The sequence below is a fragment of the Pseudomonas mangrovi genome, assembly GCF_003052585.1.
GTDB lineage: Bacteria > Pseudomonadota > Gammaproteobacteria > Pseudomonadales > Pseudomonadaceae > Aquipseudomonas > Aquipseudomonas mangrovi.
Genome location: NZ_QASN01000020.1, coordinates 279,668 through 298,949 on the forward strand (window position 1 = coordinate 279,668; position 19,282 = coordinate 298,949).

The window sequence follows — 19,282 nt, forward strand, 5'->3', positions numbered from 1 at the left end:
CCAGCCGGCGTGCAGCCGCGGTTTTCCTTATCCGGCTGCGGGGTGATGGTTTGCGGTGGTTGTCATGCAGAGCTTGAGCACACACCGCTTTCCCTCTCCATCGGGAGAGGGTGCCGAAGGCGGGTGAGGGATGCTTCAGGCGACTCGCAGCCAGCGTGCAGCGACGGGTCACCCACGTCGCTGATCGTCATGCCCTCCGGGCAGATGCTCCTCGCAGTAGCGCTCGAACTCGGTAACCGGCATCGGCCGGCCGAACAGGTGGCCCTGGAAGCGACGGCAGCCGTTGTTCAGCAGCAGCGCGTGCTGTGCCCGGGTTTCTACCCCTTCGGCGATCACCTGCAACTGCAGGCTCTGCGCCAGCGCGCCTATGGTGCGGGTGATGGCCAGGCTGGCGGGGCTGTCGACCAGGTGATCGATGAACGACTGATCGATCTTCAACTGGTCCAGTGGCAGGCGCTGCAGGTAGAAGATCGACGAGTAGCCGGTACCGAAGTCGTCGATCGAGAAACGCACGCCCCTGGCGCGCAGGCGCTCCATTCGTTCGCAGGCGCTACCGATGTCGTCGAGCAGCAGGGTTTCGGTCAGCTCCAGACACAGTCGGACCGGCTGCGCGTGGTGCCGCTCGAGCATCCCCAGGAGGGTGTCGACGAAGTCGTCGCGGTACAGCGATGCGGCGCTCAGGTTGACCGACAAACTCAGGCCGGCCAGGCGCGGATCCTCGGACCAGAGCGCAAGCTGGCGGCAGGCCTGCTCCAGTATATGCAGGTCCAGACGCTGGATCAGCCGTGCGCGGCGCGCCGATTCGAGGAACTGTTCGGGCGCCAGCAGGCCCCGTTGCGGGTGCTGCCAACGCAGCAGGGCTTCGCCGCCGACCAGGCCGAGGTCCTCGTCCATCTGCGGCTGGATGTGCAGGGTGAATTCCTCGCGTGCCAGCCCGTCGAAGATGTCCGCCTCCAGGCGCATCCGCTCGCTGACCAGTTGCTGCATGCCGGCGTCGAAGAAGCGCAGTGCGTTCTTGCCGGCACTCTTGGCTTCGTACATGGATATGTCGGCGCGGGTCAGCAGCTCTTCGACCTCGGCGCTGGCATCGCTGAACAGCACCACGCCGATGCTGGCGCTGCTGTGCAGTTGCAGGGCGCCGATGCGGTAGGGGGCGTCCATTGCCGCGAGGATCTTCTTGCCCAGCTTCTCTGCCTGGTCTGCGGCTTCGTCGGGCTGCTGCGCCAGGTTCTCCAGCATCACCACGAACTCGTCGCCACCCAGGCGCGCGACCGTGTCGCTGGTTCTGACCTGTTCCTGCAGACGCGTCGCTGCGGCCTGCAGCAGCAGGTCACCGGTCTGGTGGCCGTGCAGGTCGTTGATGTTCTTGAAGCCGTCCAGATCGATGAACATCAGTGCGCTGCAATGCGCCAGGCGTTCGGCGGCGAAGATCGCCTGCTGCAGCCGGTCGAGCAGCAGGCGGCGGTTGGGCAGCCCGGTCAGCGGGTCGTAGAAGGCCAGGGTGCGGATGCGTTCGTCTGCCGCGCGCCGCTCGGTGATATCGGTGAGCGCGGCGACGTAATGGCTGATCTGTCCTTGATCGTCGCGCACCGCGCTGATCGACAGCCACTCGGGGAAGATCTCGCCGTTCTTGCGCCGGTTCCAGATCTCGCCCTGCCAGCTTTCGTGCTCCTGAATCGCATGCCACATCTGCTGATAGAAAGTGGCGTCCTGGCGGCCCGAGCCGAGGATGCCGGCCTGCTGGCCGAGCACGTCTTCGGGCTGGTAGCCGGTGATGGCGGTAAAGGCCTTGTTCACCCGCAGGATGCGGGTCTGCGCATCGGTGACGAACATGCCCTGCTGCGATTCGAAGGCGATCGCAGCGATGCGCTTTTCCAGCTCGAACTGCTTGCGCTCGGTGATGTCGCGGCCCAGCCAGAGGATCGCCGGGCGGCCATCGATGTCGCGCTCCAGGCGTCTGGCTCGGCCCTCGTAAACGCGCTCGCCCAGGGCTGTCTGCAAGCGGTACTCCACCAGCGGCGGCTGACGATGCTCCAGCGCCAGTTGCAGGTAGTCGCGGATGCGCGCCGCTTCCTTGTCACCGAGCAGATCTTCCAGGTGCCGGCCTTCCAGCTTGGCTGACGTCAGTTGCGGATCGCCGGAGGAGAATTCGAGGATGCGTCCGTCCAAGTCGAGTACCGCCAGCAGGTCGGGGATGGACTGGGTGATGGCACGATGGCGCGCTTCGCTCAGATGCAGGGCACGCAGGGTCTCGGCGCGGCGGCGCATGTCATCCAGCAGCAGGCCGAGGGCCGCGACCACCAATGGAAAGAACAGCAGCAGCGGCAATGCCACCTGTTCCAGCACGAACGGGCCCAGGCGCCCCGGCAGCAGCAGCTGAATGCTCAATATCGCCACATGCAGAACCAGGCCGAAGCCGAGCAGTTGCCAGACGCCGATACGCAGATGCCCGGAGAGAAAAAGGTGGCGGTAGGCCAGACCGAACAGAACCGGCAGGATCACGCTACCGATGCCGACGAAGACGCCGCTGCCGCCGATCCATACGCGGTACGCGCCTGCTATCAATGCAGCCAGCCCGCCGACCAGCGTCCCGCCGAACAGCGCCGCCATGCTCAGCACCACGCTGCGTGCGTCGAAGATCAGGCCGGGAGCGAGCTCCAGCGGACGGCTCATGCCGATCACGCAGGCCACGCCGAACCACAGCCCGGCGAAGAGCTTGCCGCGGTTGCAGGCGCTTCGTTGCCAGAGAGATTTGTTGAAAGTCAGCAGCCAGCAGAGGCTGAACAGCAGTAGGGCGTTTTCGATCAGAGCATGGGTCATCGAGAGCGTCGCTTGGCGGTGGCAGCGATCCGTGCGTGCTCCAGGCCGATAGTGGCTACTGGCCAGAGTATCGCACAGGCATGCGGCCGTTGCTGATCTGCGGCACATCTCCCGATTTGACCGGGCTGGCCGGAATATATAGGGCGACGAACGGTTGTCGATTGCCGGCGGCGTCATTCGACCAGATGACAGAACCGGCCGTGCAGCGGCGGGTCTGCAGCATTCGACCCAACCGATACTCCCCCCCTGGAGGCAACCATGAAAACGCAAGTGAACGACAGTGCAGCCGAGCAGGAGCTGCGCCAGCTCATCTCTACCTGGAGTCAGGCGGTAAAGCGCCAGGACATCGAGCAGATCCTCGCCATCTATGCCAAGGAGGTGGTCGCCTTCGATGCGATCGGCCAGTTGCAGTTCAAGGGCCTGGACAGCTACGCCGCGCACTGGCGCGCGTGCATGGAGCACTGCCCCGGTGAGGGCGTGTTCGAGCTGCATGAGGTCGCCGTGCAGGCCCAGGGCGATCTGGGCTTCGCCCACTGGCTGGTGCGGTGCGGTCCGCCAAGCACCGATGGCAGCGAACCGCAGGTCTGCTGGATGCGCGCCAGCGCCTGCTACCGCCGCGGCGCCGAGGGCTGGCGGGTGGTGCATGAGCACTGGTCGGCACCCTGCGATATGGAAACTGGCAAGACCCTGTTCGACCTGCAACCCTGAGCTGGCGAACCGGCCTTTGCGCCGGTTCCTGCCCCAACCAGATGTCGGGCCTGGCCCGCTGGAGTCTGCAATGAAATATCTCTGCCTGGTCTACTGCGACGAAGCGCTGCTGCACAGCCTGCCGGACAGCCCGCAGGACGAGGAATGTCACGCCTTTGCCGAGTCGGTGCAGAACAGCGGCCGACTGGTGGCCGCGCAGGCGCTGCAGCCGGTGAGCAGCGCCACCACCTTGCGCGTGCGCGGGGGCCAGCTGTCGATCACCGACGGACCCTTTGCCGAAACCAAGGAACAGCTGGCCGGCTTCTACCTGATCGAGGCGCGCGACCTGAACGAGGCGATCCAGATCGGCTCGCGGATTCCGCCGGCCCGCGTTGGCAGCATCGAGGTACGTCCGGTGCGTGAGCTGGACGTGGAGCAACCGTCGGGCACGCAGGTGTCAGCCTGAGTGGAAGGCCAGGCTCGATGAGCGGGTCGCCTCCGGACAGCGTTGCGATCGAGGCGATCTACCGCCACGAGTCGCGGCGTGTGTTGGCGACCCTGATTCGCCTGCTCGGCGATTTCGACCTGGCCGAGGAAGCGCTGCAGGATGCGTTCTGCGCGGCCCTGCAGAGCTGGCCGAATGATGGGCTGCCAGCCAGTCCGCGCGCCTGGCTGGTTTCCACCGGGCGCTTCAAGGCGATCGACGCGCTGCGCCGCCGGGCGCGCTTCGACCGCTCCGATGCCGGCCAGCTGGCGCTGCTCGCAGCCACCGTCGAGGATGATTTCTCGACCGAGGTGCTGGAAGACGATCGCCTGCGGCTGATCTTCACCTGCTGCCACCCGGCGTTGGCCGCTGAGGCGCGCGTGGCATTGACCCTGCGCGAGGTCTGCGACCTGAGTACCGAGGAGATTGCCCGTGCCTTCCTGCTGCGCAGCCAGACCATGGCGCAGCGCATCGTCCGCGCCAAGGCAAAGATCCGCACCGCACGCATTCCCTACGAAGTGCCGGGTCTTGCCGAACTGCCGGAACGCCTGGATAGCGTTCTGCAGGTGATCTACCTGATCTTCAACGAAGGCTATGCCGCGGCCAGTGGCGAGGCGTTGACGCGTGCGGATCTGTGCGCCGAGGCGATCCGCCTGGCGCGGCTGCTGCTCGAATTGCTGCCGGACGCCGAAGTGATGGGATTGCTGGCGCTGATGTTGTTGCACGAGTCGCGACATGCGGCGCGGGCGGACCAGGAGGGCGAACTGGTCCTGCTGGATGAGCAGGATCGCTCGCTGTGGGACCAGGCGCTGATTGCCGAGGGTGGCGCACTGGTCGAGCAGGCGCTGCGCAGCCGGCGATTCGGCGTCTACACGCTGCAGGCGGCGATTGCTGCGGTGCATGCCGAAGCGCCGAGTGCTGGGCAAACCGACTGGGCACAGATCGTCGGTCTCTACGATGTACTGCTGCGCATGGCGCCGTCGCCGGTGGTAGCGCTCAACCGCGCGGTTGCCCTGGCAATGCGCGACGGGCCCCAGGCCGGGCTGGCGGTACTCGAACGCCTGCGCGAGCGGGGCGAACTGCTGGACTATCCGCCGGCGCTGATCGCCCGCGCCGAACTCTGCCGCAAGCTCGACCGCCTGGACGAGGCGCGTGAAGGCTACCTGGCGGCCCTCGGACTGCCCCTGGCCGAGCCCCAGCGACGCCTGCTGCAGCGGCGCATCGAGTCGCTCGATTGCCTGGTGGGTGTCTGATCGGGCTGGCGGTTTCATGGGGCCGTCGGCGCGATGCACTTTGCTTATTGCGCCCTACGCGGCGCGGCGTCGTTCCGTAGGGTGGATTAGCCGCAGGCGTAGTCCACCCTCTTCGCGGCGCAGAGTCGGCGGTTGTCTGGGTGGTGTCGTCCCATTCGGCGCAAAGGCCTTTAGAATGCCGGCTCGGCAGATTCTGGAGGTGGGCGGTGCACGAGGATTTCTGGCAGGCGCGCTGGGCGCGCGACGAGATCGGCTTTCATCAGGAGCAGGTCAATCCCTATCTGCAACGCTTCTGGTCGCAGCTGCAGCTGTCCGCGGCTAGTCGGGTGCTGGTGCCCTTGTGCGGCAAGTCGCGCGACATGCTTTGGCTCGCGGCCCAGGGGCATCGCGTGCTCGGCATCGAGCTGGCGGAGAAGGCGGTGGTGGATTTCTTCGCCGAACAGCAGCTGGAACCGCAGATCGGCCAGCGGGGTGCGTTTCGTACCTTCTCGGCCCAGGGCATCGAGCTGTGGTGCGGCGACTTCTTTGCGCTGCGTCCCGAGGACGTCGCCGACTGCGAGGCGCTCTATGACCGCGCGGCGCTGATCGCTCTGCCGCCCGCGATGCGCAGCGATTATCTGGCGGCCCTGGGGCGGTTGCTGCCTGACGGGTGCCGCGGGCTATTGGTTACCCTGGACTACGACCAGGCGCAGATGGAAGGGCCACCCTTCGCCGTGCCCGATGCGGAAGTGCATGCCGGTCTGGGTGATGCATGGCAGATCCAGCTGCTCGAGCGTGAGGACGTACTGGGCAGCAACTGGAAATTTCTCAAGCGCGGTATCGAGGCGCTACACGAGAGCGTGTATGCGCTGACCAGAGCCGGCTGATCGAGGTGCGGATGGTTCCCACGCCGGAGCGTGGGAACCATCGGGATTGCGCACTGCGAAGGCTGCGGTCCGCCGCATCGGCTTTCGTAGGGTGGACGACGCTTCTTCCGTCCACCGTTGTGCCATCGCGACGGTGGATGAAAAGAGCGTCATCCACCCTACGTCGGGCTGGTGCCGCCGATCAGCGTGAAGCGCCAAGGCTGGATCAGCCACACGCAAAACCTGCCCCTCAAGGCCCGCTCTGGGCGAAGACCGCTTCGATGTTCATGCCGATGGTCAGGGTGCCCAGTCGGGTGCGGCCGCCTGCGTCGAACAGCGGCAGGTGCAGCTGGACCAGGAAGCTCTGGCTGGAGGCGTCGTAGCTGAGTGCTTCGATGACCGCCTCGCCCTCTGCAAGCCCCCGGGTCTGCAGGAACTTGGCCTCGTCGCCCTGCCAGTAGTCGCTGGTCGGCTGGCTCATCGCGACCACCAGGCCCTGCTCGTCGGCGATGAATATCTCGCCGAACAGCGGCGCATAACGCTGCTGCACCTGGCGCAGGTAGGCCGAGGCGGGGTGGCTGGCAATACGTTCGCCGAGCAGGGTCGACTGTCCTTGCTCACGAGCCGCTACCCACTGCCGGTCGAGCGCGATGATGCTGTCCTGCTCCAGCGCCGGTCGTGGCTCCTGCAGCGCGGCGAGCAGCAGCTGGTGCTTGCCCCAGCGCTGCAGGTGATGCGCCGCCAGCTGGCGCAGCAGGCGCTGCTCCGGCTCTTCCAGCGGAGCACCGGGTTTCGCGCAATCCTGCACCTGGCGATTGAAGGCCTTGAGAAAGCCGGGATGCTGGTCGAGAAACTCGCGGGCGAAATAGACGCCCAGCGGCGTGTAGCGGGCGAAGCGCTGGTGCAGGGGCGGCTGTACGTCTGCCGCCACGCTGCGCATGACCTGCTGATCGGCGAGAAACAGGTCGATGCGCCCGCGTTCCAGCAGCTTGACCAGTTGTTCATGTCGGCTGACCGTCTGCGTCACCTTGATGCCGCGCATCTCGAGCCAGGCCAGGCTGTTGCTGCCCAGCACCCCGCCGATGCGCAGTTCGCCCTCCCAGGGTTGCCGGTTGAGCACCTGCGCATCGCGGGCGTACCAGTACCACTTCTCGATCAGCAGCGGCGCGGACAGCTCGGCATAGGCGTCGCTTTGCGGATCGGGTGCGGCGCTGAAGAAGCCTTCGGCCAGTTGCTGGCGCACGTTCAGGCGGGCGCGGTTGAGGGAAGTGAGTTCGATGCTGTGCGGCTGCTGCAGCCGCTCGAAGATGCAATCCACCACCTCGACCGCCAGGCCGCCGAGCTGACCATCTACCAACATCTGGTAGGGCGGCTCCTGGCTGGTGTCGAGACGGATGTTCGTCGGTACGGCGGCGGGGGCGGCAGCCAGCGCAGGCAGGGCAAGCAGGCAGCCCAGGCCGATAGCGAGGGTCTTGAGCATGGCAGAGCGTCCTTGATCCGGGCAGGGCCGGAAATCGCCGACCCGAGCGCACAGCCTAGCCTAGCCGATCGCGCCTTGCCGTGCTCTCAGGCACTGATGGCCAGGACCGCCTCGCGCGCGGCGGTTGCCACGTCGCCGATCACCAGCACCGCCGGGCTCTTCAGGGCGAAATCCGCCGCGGCCTGCTGCATGCCGGCCAGGTCGCAACGGCATTCGCGCTGCTGCGGCAGTGAAGCGCTTTCGATCAGCGCCACCGGCATGTCCGCACGCATGCCACCGGCGATCAGCTGGTCACGCACCTCGCCGAGCTTGGCCACGCCCATGTACACCACCAGCGTGGTGCCACTGGCCGCCAGTGCAGCCCAATTGAGGCTGCTGTCGTCCTGGGTGTGGGCGGTGACCAGGGTCACGCCGCGGGAAACCCCGCGCAGGGTCAGCGGAATGCCGCACTGGGTCGCGCCGGCCAGCCCGGCGGTGATGCCGTTGACGACTTCGGCCTCTATGCCGTGGGCCGCCAGCCAGTCGGCTTCCTCGCTGCCGCGGCCGAAGATCATCGGGTCGCCGCCCTTGAGGCGGACCACGCAATGGCCCTGGCGCGCATAGCGCAGCATCAGCCGATGGATGAACGCCTGCGGCGTGGAGCGGCAGCCGCCGCGCTTGCCGACGCCGATCACCCGCGCTTGCGGGCAGTGTTCCAGCACCGCCGGGTTGACCAGGTCATCGATCATCACCACCGCGGCCTCGCGCAGCGCGCGCACCGCTTTGAGGGTCAGCAGTTCGGGATCACCGGGGCCTGCGCCCACCAGCCAGACTTTTGCACTCATCTTGATCTTCCTCTTCAGGCGCTGACGGCAACCGGCTGGGTGACCAGCAGGCGCTTGATTTCGGGGACGCAGGAGCCACAGCTGGTGCCGCATTTGAGTTCCTGCTTGAGGCCGTCCAGATCCAGCCCGCGGGCAATGCCGGCGCAGACCGCCGCCTCGCTGACGTTGAGGCAGTTGCACAGGGTCTTGCCGGCGCTTCTGCTGCCGCCGGGTGGCGCGGAGAGCGGGGCGAGCAGCCAGCGGCGCAGGCTGTCGTCGGCGCTGCCTTCGCTCCAGAGCGCGCGCAGCCAGTCGCGGGCGGCGGTCTCGCCGGCCAGGCGGATCGCGGTGATGCGCCCCTGCTCGATGCGCACGCGCTTGCCGACGGTGCGGCGTGGATCGTCGTAGGCCAGCACCGGGCCGTGATCGACGCCCAGCAGCACATCGAGGCGAGCCAGCAGTTCGGCTGCGGGGGCCTCGGCGCGGGCAGCGCGAATCAGCAGGGCCGGGCGCTCGCGGCCGGTGAGGGTCAGGCTGGCATAGGCGAAGTCCTCGAACAGCGGGCGCAGGGCCTCGAAGCGCTTCTGCACATCACCTTCGACCAGGGCGAACAGCTGCCAGGGCAGCTCGGCCTTGCTCACCTCGATGCCGGCGTGCTTGAGCTCCGGCTGCTTGGACAGCGGATCGAAGGCCGGCAGGGTCAGCAGATTGCTGCCCAGACCCTTGAGGAAGCGATCACCCCAGTGCATCGGCAACCAGGCCTGGCCGGGACGCAGGCTGTCGTCGGCCTGCACCGGTAGCACCAGGCTGCCGCGACGGCTGCGCACCTTGACCAGATCACCGCTGCTCAACCGGCGGCGGCTCAGCTCGTCCGGGTGCAGGCCGAGCACCGCCGCTTCGACGTGGCCGAAGGCGCGGGCGCTGGTGCCGGTGCGGCTCATGCCGTGCCACTGGTCGCGCAGGCGGCCGGTGTTGAGGGTCAGCGGGTAGCGTGCGTCGCGCTTCTCCTTCGGTGCGCGGTAGGCGTCGGCGATGAAGTGCGCGCGGCCATCGCTGGTCGGGAAGATGCCATCGGCGTACAGCCGGGCGCGGCCTTCGCTGGCGCCTTCGGGGAACGGCCACTGCTGCGGGCCGCGGGCGTCGAGCAGGGCGTAGCTGAGGCCGGTCAGGTCCAGGTCGCGGCCACGGGTGAGCTGCTTGTATTCCTCGAACAGCGCCTCGGGCGCGGCGAAGTCGAACAGGCTCGGCTGGCCGGGACGCAGGCGCTGTTCCAGGCGACGGGCGAAGTCACAGGTGATGGCCCAGTCCGGGCGCGCCTCGCCGGGTGCCGGCACCGCACGGCGCACGTGGCTGACGCGGCGCTCGGAGTTGGTCACGCTGCCTTCCTTCTCGCCCCAGCTGGCGGCCGGCAGCAGCAGGTCGGCGTAGCGGCAGGTCTCGGTGGTGAAGAAGGCTTCCTGCACCACGACGAAGGGGCAGGTTGCCAGCGCCTCGTGGATACGGGTCTGGTCGGGCAGCGACTGGGCCGGGTTGGTGCAGGCGATCCAGAGTGCCTTGATGCGGCCGTCATGCACCGCGTCGAACAGTTCGATGGCGCTCAGGCCGGGCGCCTCGGGCAGCGTCTCGACGCCCCAGTAGCCGGCGACCTCGGCGCGGTGCTCGGCATTGCCGGTCTCGCGGTGGCCGGGCAGCAGGTTGCTCAGGCTGCCGGTTTCGCGGCCACCCATGGCGTTGGGCTGGCCGGTCAGCGAGAAGGGGCCGCTGCCGGGTTTGCCGATCTGTCCGGTGGCCAGGTGCAGGTTGATCAGCGCGCTGTTCTTGGCGCTGCCGGCGGTGGACTGGTTCAGGCCCATGCACCACAGCGACAGGAAGCTCGGCGCGCTGCCGATCATCCGCGCGCAGGCCTGCAGCTCGTCCACCGAGATGCCGCACAGCTCGGCGACCAGTACCGGGGTGTAGTCGCGCACCAGCGCCTTGAGCGCGTCGAAGCCGTCGGTGTGGGCCTCGATGAAGGCGCGGTCGATCCAGCCTTCCCACATCAGGATGTGCAGCAAGCCGTGGAACAGCGCCACGTCGCTGCCCGGCTGGATCGCCAGGTGCAGGTCGGCCAGCTCGCAGGTATCGGTGCGGCGCGGGTCGATGACGATGATCTTCATCTCCGGACGCCGCGCGCGGGCTTCCTCCAGGCGGCGGAACAGTACCGGGTGGGCGTAGGCCATGTTGCTGCCTGCGATCAGCAGGCAGTCGCTCAGCTCGATGTCCTCGTAGGAGCAGGGCGGGGCGTCGGCGCCGAGGCTGCGCTTGTAGCCGACCACCGCGCTGGACATGCACAGGCGCGAGTTGGAGTCGATGTTGTTGCTGCCGACCAGCGCACGCGCCAGCTTGTTGAAGGCGTAGTAATCCTCGGTCAGCAACTGGCCGGAGATGTAGAAGGCGACGCTGTCCGGACCGTGTTCGGCGATGGTCTCGGCGAACACGCTGGCGGCGTGATCCAGGGCGCTGTCCCAGTCGCTGCGGCTGCGCGCCAGCTGCTTGCCCAGGCGCAGTTCGGGGTAGAGCGCGCGGGCGTCCAGATCGCCGGTCAGGTGCAGGGTCGAACCCTTGCTGCACAGGCGGCCGAAGTTCGCCGGGTGGTCCGGGTCGCCGCGCACGCCGAGGATCTGCTGCGCGTCGTGCTCGATCAGCACGCCGCAGCCGACGCCGCAGTAGCAGCAGGTCGAGGCGGTGGTTTGGATATCAGGCATGGCAGGTGCTCTCGTCGGACGCGGTCAGCTGGGACTGCATTCTTCTTTGCTGTTCAGGGCCAGCTGCACGCGGCCGCCTTCGATCCTTGTCAGGTGGCGGTGGGCGCAGCCGACATCCGGGGCCAGGGCCGCGCCGCTGGCCAGGTCGATCTGCCAGTTGTGCAGCGGGCAGGCCACGGTGTTGCCGAAGACCAGCCCCTGGGACAGCGGGCCGCCCTTGTGCGGGCAGCGGTCGTCGAGGGCGAACACCTCGTCGCTGGCGGTGCGGAAGATCGCGATGTCGCCGCCAGGGGCGGCCACCACACGTGAGCCCAGTGGATTGATCTCGTCCAGGGCACAGATATCGAGCCAGTTCATTTGCAGTTCTCCTTGGCCGGCGAGGGGGTCAGACGCTTTCCAGCGGGCGCACGTCGATACGCTGGTACTGCCGGTTCAGCGCCGGCTGCTCGATCTGCTGCTTCCAGGGGTCGGACTGCAGCGACAGGGCGAACACCAGGTTGCGGTGCAGTTCCTTGCGCCGTGCCTCGTCATGCAGCACCGCCTTCTTGATGTGCTCAAGCCCCACGCGGTGCATGTAGTGCACGGTGCGTTCGAGGTAGAAGGCTTCCTGGCGGTACAGCTCGATGAAGGCCAGGCTGTATTCCATGACTTCCTCGGCGGTCTTGACCTTGACGAAGAACTCGCCGGCCTCGGTCTTGATCCCGCCGTTGCCGCCGATGTACAGCTCCCAGCCGGAGTCGACGCCGATGATGCCGACGTCCTTGATGCCCGACTCGGCGCAGTTGCGCGGGCAGCCCGAGACCGCCAGCTTCACCTTGTGCGGCGACCACATGAAGCTCAGCGCGCGCTCCAGGTCGATGCCCATCTGGGTCGAGTTCTGCGTGCCGAAGCGGCAGAACTCCTGGCCGACGCAGGTCTTCACGGTGCGGATCGACTTGCCGTAGGCGTGCCCGCTGGGCATGTCCAGATCCTTCCAGACCTTGGGCAGGTCTTCCTTGCGGATGCCGAGCAGATCGATGCGCTGGCCGCCGGTGATCTTCACCATCGGCACCTGGTACTTGTCGGCGACGTCGGCGATGCGGCGCAGCTCGGCCGCATTGGTGACCCCGCCGAGGATGCGCGGCACCACCGAGTAGGTGCCGTCCTTCTGGATGTTGGCGTGGGCGCGCTCGTTGATGAAGCGCGACTGCGGGTCGTCCTTGGCCTCACCCGGCCAGGTCGAGATCAGGTAGTAGTTGAGCGCCGGGCGGCAGGTCGCGCAGCCATTCGGCGTGCGCCACTGCATGGCCTGCATGGCCTCGCTGATGCTGGTCAGGTGGTTGTCACGGATCGCCTTGCGCACCTGGCCGTGGTTGAGGTCGCTGCAGCCGCAGATCGCCTTCTCGCTCTTGGGCTTCACATCGGCGGCGCCGCCGACGGTGCTGATCAGGATCTGCTCGACCAGGCCGGTGCAGGAGCCGCAGGAGCTGGCGGCCTTGGTGTGCTTCTTGATGTCGTCGACCGAGAACAGCCCGTTCTCCTGGATTGCCTTGACGATGGTGCCCTTGCACACGCCGTTGCAGCCGCACACTTCCATGTCGTCGGGCATGTTCGCGGTGCTGTTCTGGCCCTGGTGGCCGACATCGCCGATGGCGTTCTCGCCGAACATCAGGTGGTCGCGGATCTCGCTGATGTTGGCGCCTTCGCGCACCTGGCGGAAATACCAGCCGCCGTCGGCGGTGTCGCCATACAGGCAGGCGCCGACCAGCACCTCGTTCTTGATCACCAGCTTCTTGTACACGCCGCCGATGGGGTCGGAGAGGGTGATGGTCTCGGTGCCTTCGCCGCCGAGGAAGTCGCCGGCGGAGAACAGGTCGATGCCGGTGACCTTGAGCTTGGTCGAGGTCACCGAGCCCTTGTAGATGCCGATGCCGAACTGCGCCAGGTGGTTGGCGCAGACCTTGGCCTGCTCGAACAGCGGCGCGACCAGGCCATAGGCGGTGCCACGATGGTTGGCGCACTCGCCGACCGCGTAGACGCGCGGGTCGAAGGTCTGCAGGGTGTCGCTGACCAGGATGCCGCGGTTGCAGGGAATGCCGGCCTTCTCGGCCAGTTCGGTGTTCGGGCGGATGCCGGCGGCCATCACCACCAGATCGGCGGCAAGCACCTCGCCGTCCTTCAGCCGCACCGCGCAGACGCGGCCGTCACCGTTGTCCATCAGCTCCTCGGTGACGCCACCCAGGCGGAAGGCGATGCCGCGGCCTTCCAGCGCGGTCTGCAGCAGGCGCCCGGCGGTCTCGTCGAGCTGGCGTTCCAGCAGCCAGCCGCCCAGATGCACCACGGTGACGTCCATGCCGCGTTGCTTCAGGCCATTGGCCGCTTCCAGGCCGAGCAGGCCACCGCCGATGACCACCGCGTGGCGATGAACCTTGGCGGTTTCCATCATCATTCGGGTGTCGGCGATGTCGCGATAGCCGATCACCCCGTCGAGCTTGTGGCCCGGCACCGGCAGGATGAACGGGTTGGAACCGGTGGCCAGCAGCAGGCGGTCGTACTCGGCGCGGCTGCCGTCATCGGCGATCACCACCCGGTTGCGCCGGTCGATGTCGACCACCTTGCGGCCAAGCTTCAGCTCGATGCCGTTCTGCGCGTACCAGTCCAGGTCGTTGAGCACGATCTCCTCGAAGGTCTGCTCACCCGCCAGCACCGGCGACAGCAGGATGCGGTTGTAGTTGGGGTGCGGCTCGGCGCCGAAGACGGTGATGTCGTACAGGTCGGGGGTGAGCTTGAGCAGCTCCTCCAGGGTCCGTACCCCGGCCATGCCGTTGCCGACCATTACCAGTTTGAGTTTCTGCATGTTCTTCTCCGTCGCCGTACCGGAAGCTGGAAAACAAAAAAGCGCCCTGCCAGTTGCCTGACAGGACGCCTTTGTCCTGATCCCGATCTGTCGGGGGAGGAGGGTGGCTCGCCATTGAGCCGCCGACCTCTATGATGCTGTTGCAGCGGACAAAGCAGATGCCGTGCCAGGTGCCGGGGCAGGGCGCAAATGCTGGGCTGGCGGGGTTCTGCTGGTTTTCGTTGCCTGGCTTCTTGCACCTGATGGAGGCGGGCTGCGCTGTTTCGGTGCGGTGGTGAGCCTAGTCCCTGGCTATAGGGTCGGCTCTGAGCGGACGGACGACGAAGCGCCTGGGCAGCGCAAAGAAATGCGTACCGCTACCGGTTTTCTGCGTGGACCATGGCCGGGGCTTGGCATAAGGTCGGCAACTCGGTTTTGTCATTGCGGAAGAACTGGACCTGCCATCCATGGTGCATAACTCCCCACTTCTGTGCCGCTCCGGCGCAAGGCTGCGGTCTAGAGAGGGAAACCCCAAAATGACAGGAATGTTATCCACCAAATGGTGCGTTTAAACACACCACTTGATGTCTAATAATAGTTAGGCAAAGGCTGAATATGAACCAGCATAAAGAGTATCTAATAAAAATATTTGAAGTTGGCGCGGCGAAATTTGGCATATGCTGCTTCATAATTGCGCTCATAACGCCATCACTTGGAAAGCTTGGCATATACGCAGCCTATGCAACATATCTCGCAGCATTAGCCTGCTTCTATTTTGCTACGTTTAAAATATGGTCGTCAGAGCAAGTTAAGAAATCTGAGACGCTCACAGTGCAGATACTGGAGGCAAGCGGGCGATTCTCAAGTGGTAATGGGCACTCCTTCAACAAGGCAAGCTTAAAAGCAGAGCTCTGCATAATAAATAACCAATCCACGCCGACCAGTCTAAGCGACCTTATCTTCACCATAGAAGAAGACAAAAAATACAAGATCAAACTGTTAACCCCAGTGAAAGCCTTTAATAAAGTAGACTCCAGCCCAATACAGAACTCCGCTGTTCTCGCACCTAATTCATCTCTACTGGTCACGCTGCAAGGAGAACTCGAAGGTAATTTCAGCAGCGCAGAAGAGCAGGCAATGTTTTTAAGAGACCACAGGCACCTGAGCGGAACGCTTAAATACAAAACAACTACAACCACAGCAACAAATGTGCTTACTCAACCAGCTGACTTCGACTTGACATATGTCAGAGAGCGCTTTGAGGGAGAGTGGCAAAAGCACAACCTTAAAGAGGCTCTAGCCATACTTTGTGCCTCAAATGCCTAACAAATGGTTCAAATCGCTCGCTCCGCTCGCTGGGACGGGCTAAAGCCCGCCCCTTAACCAAACGTTAGGTACCACATGCCTCAATCCCAACTACCATCCGAAGAGCAAAGAATTGCGCTGTGCGATCTGATGCACAACGCATTTATAGAACTTCGTTATCTGGATGGTGAGCAAGCGCATGATCTGGCTTATGCTTTTCACAACTTACCAAAAGAAATGTACGGCTGGGGCAGCTGGAGTAGTGAAGGGTTTATATCTCGCTTACGTTACTACCAGTCTAAACACGCTGAAAACATCGGGTTTAATTATGTCAGCGCAGCAGAAACAATATTCCATAGCGGCACCTAACATATGGTTCAAATCGTTCGCTACGCTCACTGGGACCGGCTAAAGCCGGCCCCTTAACCAAACGTTATATGCAGGCAGAACATGGATGCTGACGAGCTCTTCCTAAAAGGCGATGAACTCTACGAGAAAGGTGATTTCGTAGGTGCGTTCTCAGCCTTCATGCAGGCAGCAAAGAAAGGAAGCACCTCCTGTATGACGCGTGTGGCGTCAATGTACACATGTGGCGAAGGTGTCAATTGCGACTATGACAAAGCAATTGAGTGGGAGCTCACGGCAATAGAAGGCGGTGAAATAACCGCCCTCGTCAATCTAGGTATTTCTTACCGAATAAAAGGCGACATCAGAAAAGCCAAACATTGGTTTGAGCGAGCCATTGAGTCTGGAGACGGTAGCGGCGCTTTGGAGCTAGCCAAACTCTACATGGTAAGCCCCAAAGAAAAAGAAAGAACGATTGAGTATTTAAACCTCGCCATCATCAGCAGCAACATGTGCGAGGCCGACATTGAAGAAGCACAAGAGTTACTATCCGAGCTGCGAGGCAGCATATAACAATGCGCTCAACTACCGCTCACTTCGTTCGCTGGACGTCCAAAAGCTGCGCTTTTGGCCGCCCGTTAGCTTAATCGTTAGGCAATCCAAATGAGCGCATCCGAGCGAGATCAGGATCTATGGGAAATGCGGGAAATCTCAAAAACCAAGAGAGCACTCTTCCCACGCCCCTGCTCTCCGGAGCAAGAGCAGTGTATCCGCAGCTCAGAGCAGTACAAATCTCTGCAGGCAAAATTTGATGCCATTTTTATCAAATACGGCAACAACCCGAACATCTTCAAAGACAGTGAAAGAGCGAATTCAAAAAGAAACTCTGGGAAGATTATTAAGTGCACTGTCAACAGAAGCAAGAAACGAGCAGAGAAACAAAAGAAAAATCTTGAAATCAAGCAGTCCACCATGGAGCCGAACGCCTAACCACTGGTTCAAATCGTTCGCTACGCTCACTGGGACGGGCTAAAGCCCGCCCCTTAACCAAACGTTAGGCATTAAATGAAACGTGCAATCGAAGTACTTGTGGATGGCCAGCGAGTAAAGCTTCTCCAAGCACCAGACGGCGGCCCTGCCAGTGTCCAACTTGCAAATGTGCCAAGAGACCATATGCGAGTGTGGGCACACGCAAGCAGTGACGATGAGACCTGGCTGTGGCAGCTACCAGACATACAAGACGGGCAGACAATCTCATTTCGTGTTATCCAAGCTGAACAGCACGAAATTACTCCTCCTCAGGAAGTAGAGAAACGAGATCCCGAGCAGGTCGCAGAGGGAAAGCAAAGAGCCAAAGAATGGTTGAAGGCGGCCATGCTGAGAAAAGCCCAAAGCAGCGGCAGTGAAGATGCCTAACAAATGGTTCAAGTCGTTCGCTTCGCTCACTGCGGGACCGGCTAAAGCCGGCCCCTTAACCAAACGTTGGGCCGCATATCAGAGAGGTGAGCCATGACTGATCCAACTCCTTTTGAGCGCGAACTCGGAAGGGCTCTCAGGTCAGCCTTCGGACTAGAGACTAAGGTCGTACGCTTTGCAGATGACGATGGGGCCTATAACTGCTTCATTGTAAGCGGACAGGACTGTCCCGCTATTGGGGTGTCTTCATATGCCTCCGTAGGCTTAAGCAGTCGCGATCAGCGTGCTGGGACAGAAGTCGTTAACGTGGAGGTGGTTGCTGCTTGCGCGTCCGCAACGCCGTACGTAGACAATTTAGTAGCAAGTTGTGTTTTTGAGAGCGTGAAGAATGGAGCGAACATTACCTACGGTGCTCATATCGAAAATATCCTAGTCCAATACGGGATCTCAAAAACTCTAAAGCATGTCGCATTCGTCGCCCCCTTCCCATGGCGCGGATTAGGTAACTTTACGGTCGACGGTCAGTCTGTCCATTGTCTCTTGATGTTGCCAATCTCAGATGCAGAGAAAGACCATCTTGTAGAGTTTGGCATTGATGCCTTAGAGAACCTCTTCAATGAAAAGCAAATTGACATATTCGATATTCAAAGGCCCTCGGTAATTTCATAATGTTCATACGAGGCATGTCATGCGGCAGTTGGCTTTATGAAAGGCCGTAAAAATGGTGTGCTGCGGCCCAACCATTCGTTGCAGACGCGACGGCCCTGTCGGGCCGCGGCCTGAACTCAAACGTTAGGCGCAAGAGGTATCCCGTGAATAATGAAGTTGCTGAAAAAATCAGCATCCTGATGATGCAGATCAATGCTCAACTAAACGATAGCATTGCACTTGTCCGTGATAACTGCACACAAGAAGAATTTGACTCTTATCGCCGAGGCGCCGCTAAAGTCATGGCCGAAATTCTGCTGAAAATAGTAAATCCACTATATTCCGAGCATCCAGAACTGATGCCGGAAGCACTTGACGGAACTTACAAAGTAAACCCCAAAATATTTGAGCCCCGCTTTTACGAATGGTGAGTGTCGTACGACTCGGCTCCGATTAAATATGTGTGACTACCCGTCAGTTGGAGTAAGCGTGCAAGCTGTGGAAAAAGGGGACGGAGTTGTTTATAGGGTAGATCGGCGGCTTCTGAAATAAATCTGTTCCCTTTGATTGCGGTTTGCTCAGCGGTGGATCGCCCAGCGATTCGACCGGCTACCTCGGCAGGTGATCGGAGCTTTGCCGCGGAAGGCCAGGCACGTTAGTCAGCGCAAGCCTTTGACGGGTTTCCGTTTCCAGCGTCGGGAATCCCATTTGGGACGCGGTTCGCGTCCGCTGGCTTGTACGAATAACTGTATATAAATACAGTATCCAGGTGCCGTTCTCGCACATATCCCCCTCAAGGAGCTTTGCATGCTGGATCACATGACTTTTCGCGTCGTCGATATCGCCCGCACCAAGGCGTTTTACAGCGCCGCTCTCGCCCCGCTGGGTTACAGCCTGTGTTTCGAAGGAAATTACGGTTCGAACATGCTTGGATTCGCCTACCCCGATGCGTCCGAGCCCGACGGCAAGAAGGCGGATGTCTGGTTCATCGATGGTCCTTCGCCTCATGGCGGCCCGGCGGCCACGTCCGGTTGTCACCTGGCCTGGCGAGCGGCGAATCGTGCCCAGGTCGATGAGTTCTACCAGGCGGCGATTGCGGCGGGCGGCAAGGACAACGGTGCGCCGGGCCTGAGGCCGGACTACCACGAGAACTATTACGGAGCCTTCGTCATCGACCCGGAAGGCAACAATATAGAGGCGGTTTGCCACTTGCCCGAGTAACGGTATGTAGAAACTGGGCTGGTTCAGCAGATGAGTCTGCCCTGTTTTGTTCGTGCTTTTATCGGCTTTGCTTGCCTCAGAGGGCGCCGTGAAAACCATTACCGACTACGTCTTTTCCAATTCCTGGCAGTTGAACGAGCTGAATATGCGTCCGGGTGACGAGTATTCCGTGCTGGCAGACTTGTGCGATCTCAGGCAGGGCGAGGTGGTCAGGTTCATTGGATTTGATGATGTGGACAACCACTACGGGATATTTGTCTTTATCCGCGCTGATGGCGCGGTTCTGGAGGTGAGTGGCGATTTCTCCGGGCCCGGGCACGCGCATCTGCAAGGGCTAAGGGCTTCGCTGGCAAAGGTTTAACCAGTTGCTTCAACTCTCGCGATTTTATCCTGTGGCGCCGGCCGGCCGGCTGGCT

19 protein-coding genes are annotated in these 19,282 nt (G+C 62.8%); 13 read left to right on the top strand and 6 right to left on the bottom strand.

What is annotated here, in order from left to right; all coding sequences use genetic code 11:
* Positions 1-168: 168 nt before the first annotated feature.
* Positions 169-2,820 carry an EAL domain-containing protein gene (locus DBO85_RS14055; RefSeq protein ID WP_108107895.1) on the bottom strand — a complete coding sequence of 884 codons (2,652 nt, stop codon included), beginning with the start codon at positions 2,818-2,820 and terminating at the stop codon, positions 169-171.
* A 258-nt stretch (positions 2,821-3,078) separates the two neighbouring features.
* Between DBO85_RS14055 and DBO85_RS14060 the strand changes: the two genes are divergently transcribed.
* From DBO85_RS14060 to DBO85_RS14075, 4 genes are all read left to right on the top strand, one after another.
* A complete protein-coding gene (locus DBO85_RS14060) occupies positions 3,079-3,528 on the top strand; it encodes a YybH family protein (RefSeq protein ID WP_108107896.1) in 450 nt (149 codons plus the stop codon).
* 70 nt (positions 3,529-3,598) lie between these two features.
* On the top strand, positions 3,599-3,973 hold the full coding sequence (locus tag DBO85_RS14065; protein ID WP_108107897.1) for a YciI family protein: 375 nt from the start codon (positions 3,599-3,601) through the stop codon (positions 3,971-3,973).
* Between the two features lie 17 nt (positions 3,974-3,990).
* Positions 3,991-5,244 (top strand): RNA polymerase sigma factor, encoded by a 1,254-nt coding sequence (locus DBO85_RS14070; protein ID WP_108107898.1) that lies wholly within the window; start codon positions 3,991-3,993, stop codon positions 5,242-5,244.
* Positions 5,245-5,450: 206 nt separating this feature from the next.
* Complete coding sequence (locus tag DBO85_RS14075) at positions 5,451-6,110, top strand: thiopurine S-methyltransferase (RefSeq protein ID WP_108107899.1); 660 nt, start codon at positions 5,451-5,453, stop codon at positions 6,108-6,110.
* 229 nt (positions 6,111-6,339) lie between these two features.
* Here the strand turns inward: DBO85_RS14075 and DBO85_RS14080 are convergent, their stop codons facing one another.
* The 5 genes from DBO85_RS14080 to nirB form a co-directional block, all read right to left on the bottom strand.
* A complete protein-coding gene (locus tag DBO85_RS14080; RefSeq protein WP_108107900.1) occupies positions 6,340-7,569 on the bottom strand; it encodes a transporter substrate-binding domain-containing protein in 1,230 nt (409 codons plus the stop codon).
* Positions 7,570-7,655: 86 nt separating this feature from the next.
* Positions 7,656-8,393 carry a uroporphyrinogen-III C-methyltransferase gene (gene cobA / locus DBO85_RS14085; RefSeq protein WP_108107901.1) on the bottom strand — a complete coding sequence of 246 codons (738 nt, stop codon included), beginning with the start codon at positions 8,391-8,393 and terminating at the stop codon, positions 7,656-7,658.
* Positions 8,394-8,407: 14 nt separating this feature from the next.
* A complete protein-coding gene (locus DBO85_RS14090) occupies positions 8,408-11,116 on the bottom strand; it encodes a nitrate reductase (protein WP_108107902.1) in 2,709 nt (902 codons plus the stop codon).
* 24 nt (positions 11,117-11,140) lie between these two features.
* Positions 11,141-11,473, bottom strand: a complete 333-nt coding sequence (gene nirD / locus DBO85_RS14095) for a nitrite reductase small subunit NirD (protein WP_108107903.1) — start codon at positions 11,471-11,473, stop codon at positions 11,141-11,143.
* Between the two features lie 28 nt (positions 11,474-11,501).
* Complete coding sequence (gene nirB, locus DBO85_RS14100) at positions 11,502-13,952, bottom strand: nitrite reductase large subunit NirB (RefSeq protein ID WP_108107904.1); 2,451 nt, start codon at positions 13,950-13,952, stop codon at positions 11,502-11,504.
* Between the two features lie 594 nt (positions 13,953-14,546).
* Between nirB and DBO85_RS19130 the strand changes: the two genes are divergently transcribed.
* From DBO85_RS19130 to DBO85_RS14130, 9 genes are all read left to right on the top strand, one after another.
* A complete protein-coding gene (locus DBO85_RS19130) occupies positions 14,547-15,257 on the top strand; it encodes a hypothetical protein (RefSeq protein ID WP_146168208.1) in 711 nt (236 codons plus the stop codon).
* A gap of 75 nt (positions 15,258-15,332) precedes the next feature.
* Entirely contained in the window at positions 15,333-15,605 is a 273-nt protein-coding gene (locus tag DBO85_RS19135) for a hypothetical protein (protein ID WP_146168209.1), read from the top strand.
* An 81-nt stretch (positions 15,606-15,686) separates the two neighbouring features.
* Entirely contained in the window at positions 15,687-16,154 is a 468-nt protein-coding gene (locus DBO85_RS14105; RefSeq protein WP_108107905.1) for a tetratricopeptide repeat protein, read from the top strand.
* Positions 16,155-16,244: 90 nt separating this feature from the next.
* Positions 16,245-16,571 (top strand): hypothetical protein, encoded by a 327-nt coding sequence (locus tag DBO85_RS14110; protein ID WP_146168210.1) that lies wholly within the window; start codon positions 16,245-16,247, stop codon positions 16,569-16,571.
* 75 nt (positions 16,572-16,646) lie between these two features.
* Positions 16,647-16,997: a hypothetical protein gene (locus DBO85_RS14115; RefSeq protein ID WP_146168211.1), complete on the top strand. Its 351-nt coding sequence runs from the start codon at positions 16,647-16,649 to the stop codon at positions 16,995-16,997.
* Between the two features lie 93 nt (positions 16,998-17,090).
* Positions 17,091-17,666 (top strand): suppressor of fused domain protein, encoded by a 576-nt coding sequence (locus tag DBO85_RS14120; RefSeq protein ID WP_108107908.1) that lies wholly within the window; start codon positions 17,091-17,093, stop codon positions 17,664-17,666.
* 143 nt (positions 17,667-17,809) lie between these two features.
* Positions 17,810-18,076, top strand: coding sequence for a hypothetical protein (locus DBO85_RS19140; RefSeq protein ID WP_139203102.1), 267 nt, complete (start codon positions 17,810-17,812; stop codon positions 18,074-18,076).
* Between the two features lie 376 nt (positions 18,077-18,452).
* A complete protein-coding gene (locus DBO85_RS14125; RefSeq protein WP_108107909.1) occupies positions 18,453-18,866 on the top strand; it encodes a VOC family protein in 414 nt (137 codons plus the stop codon).
* 88 nt (positions 18,867-18,954) lie between these two features.
* Positions 18,955-19,227, top strand: a complete 273-nt coding sequence (locus tag DBO85_RS14130; RefSeq protein ID WP_146168212.1) for a hypothetical protein — start codon at positions 18,955-18,957, stop codon at positions 19,225-19,227.
* Positions 19,228-19,282 lie beyond the last annotated feature (55 nt).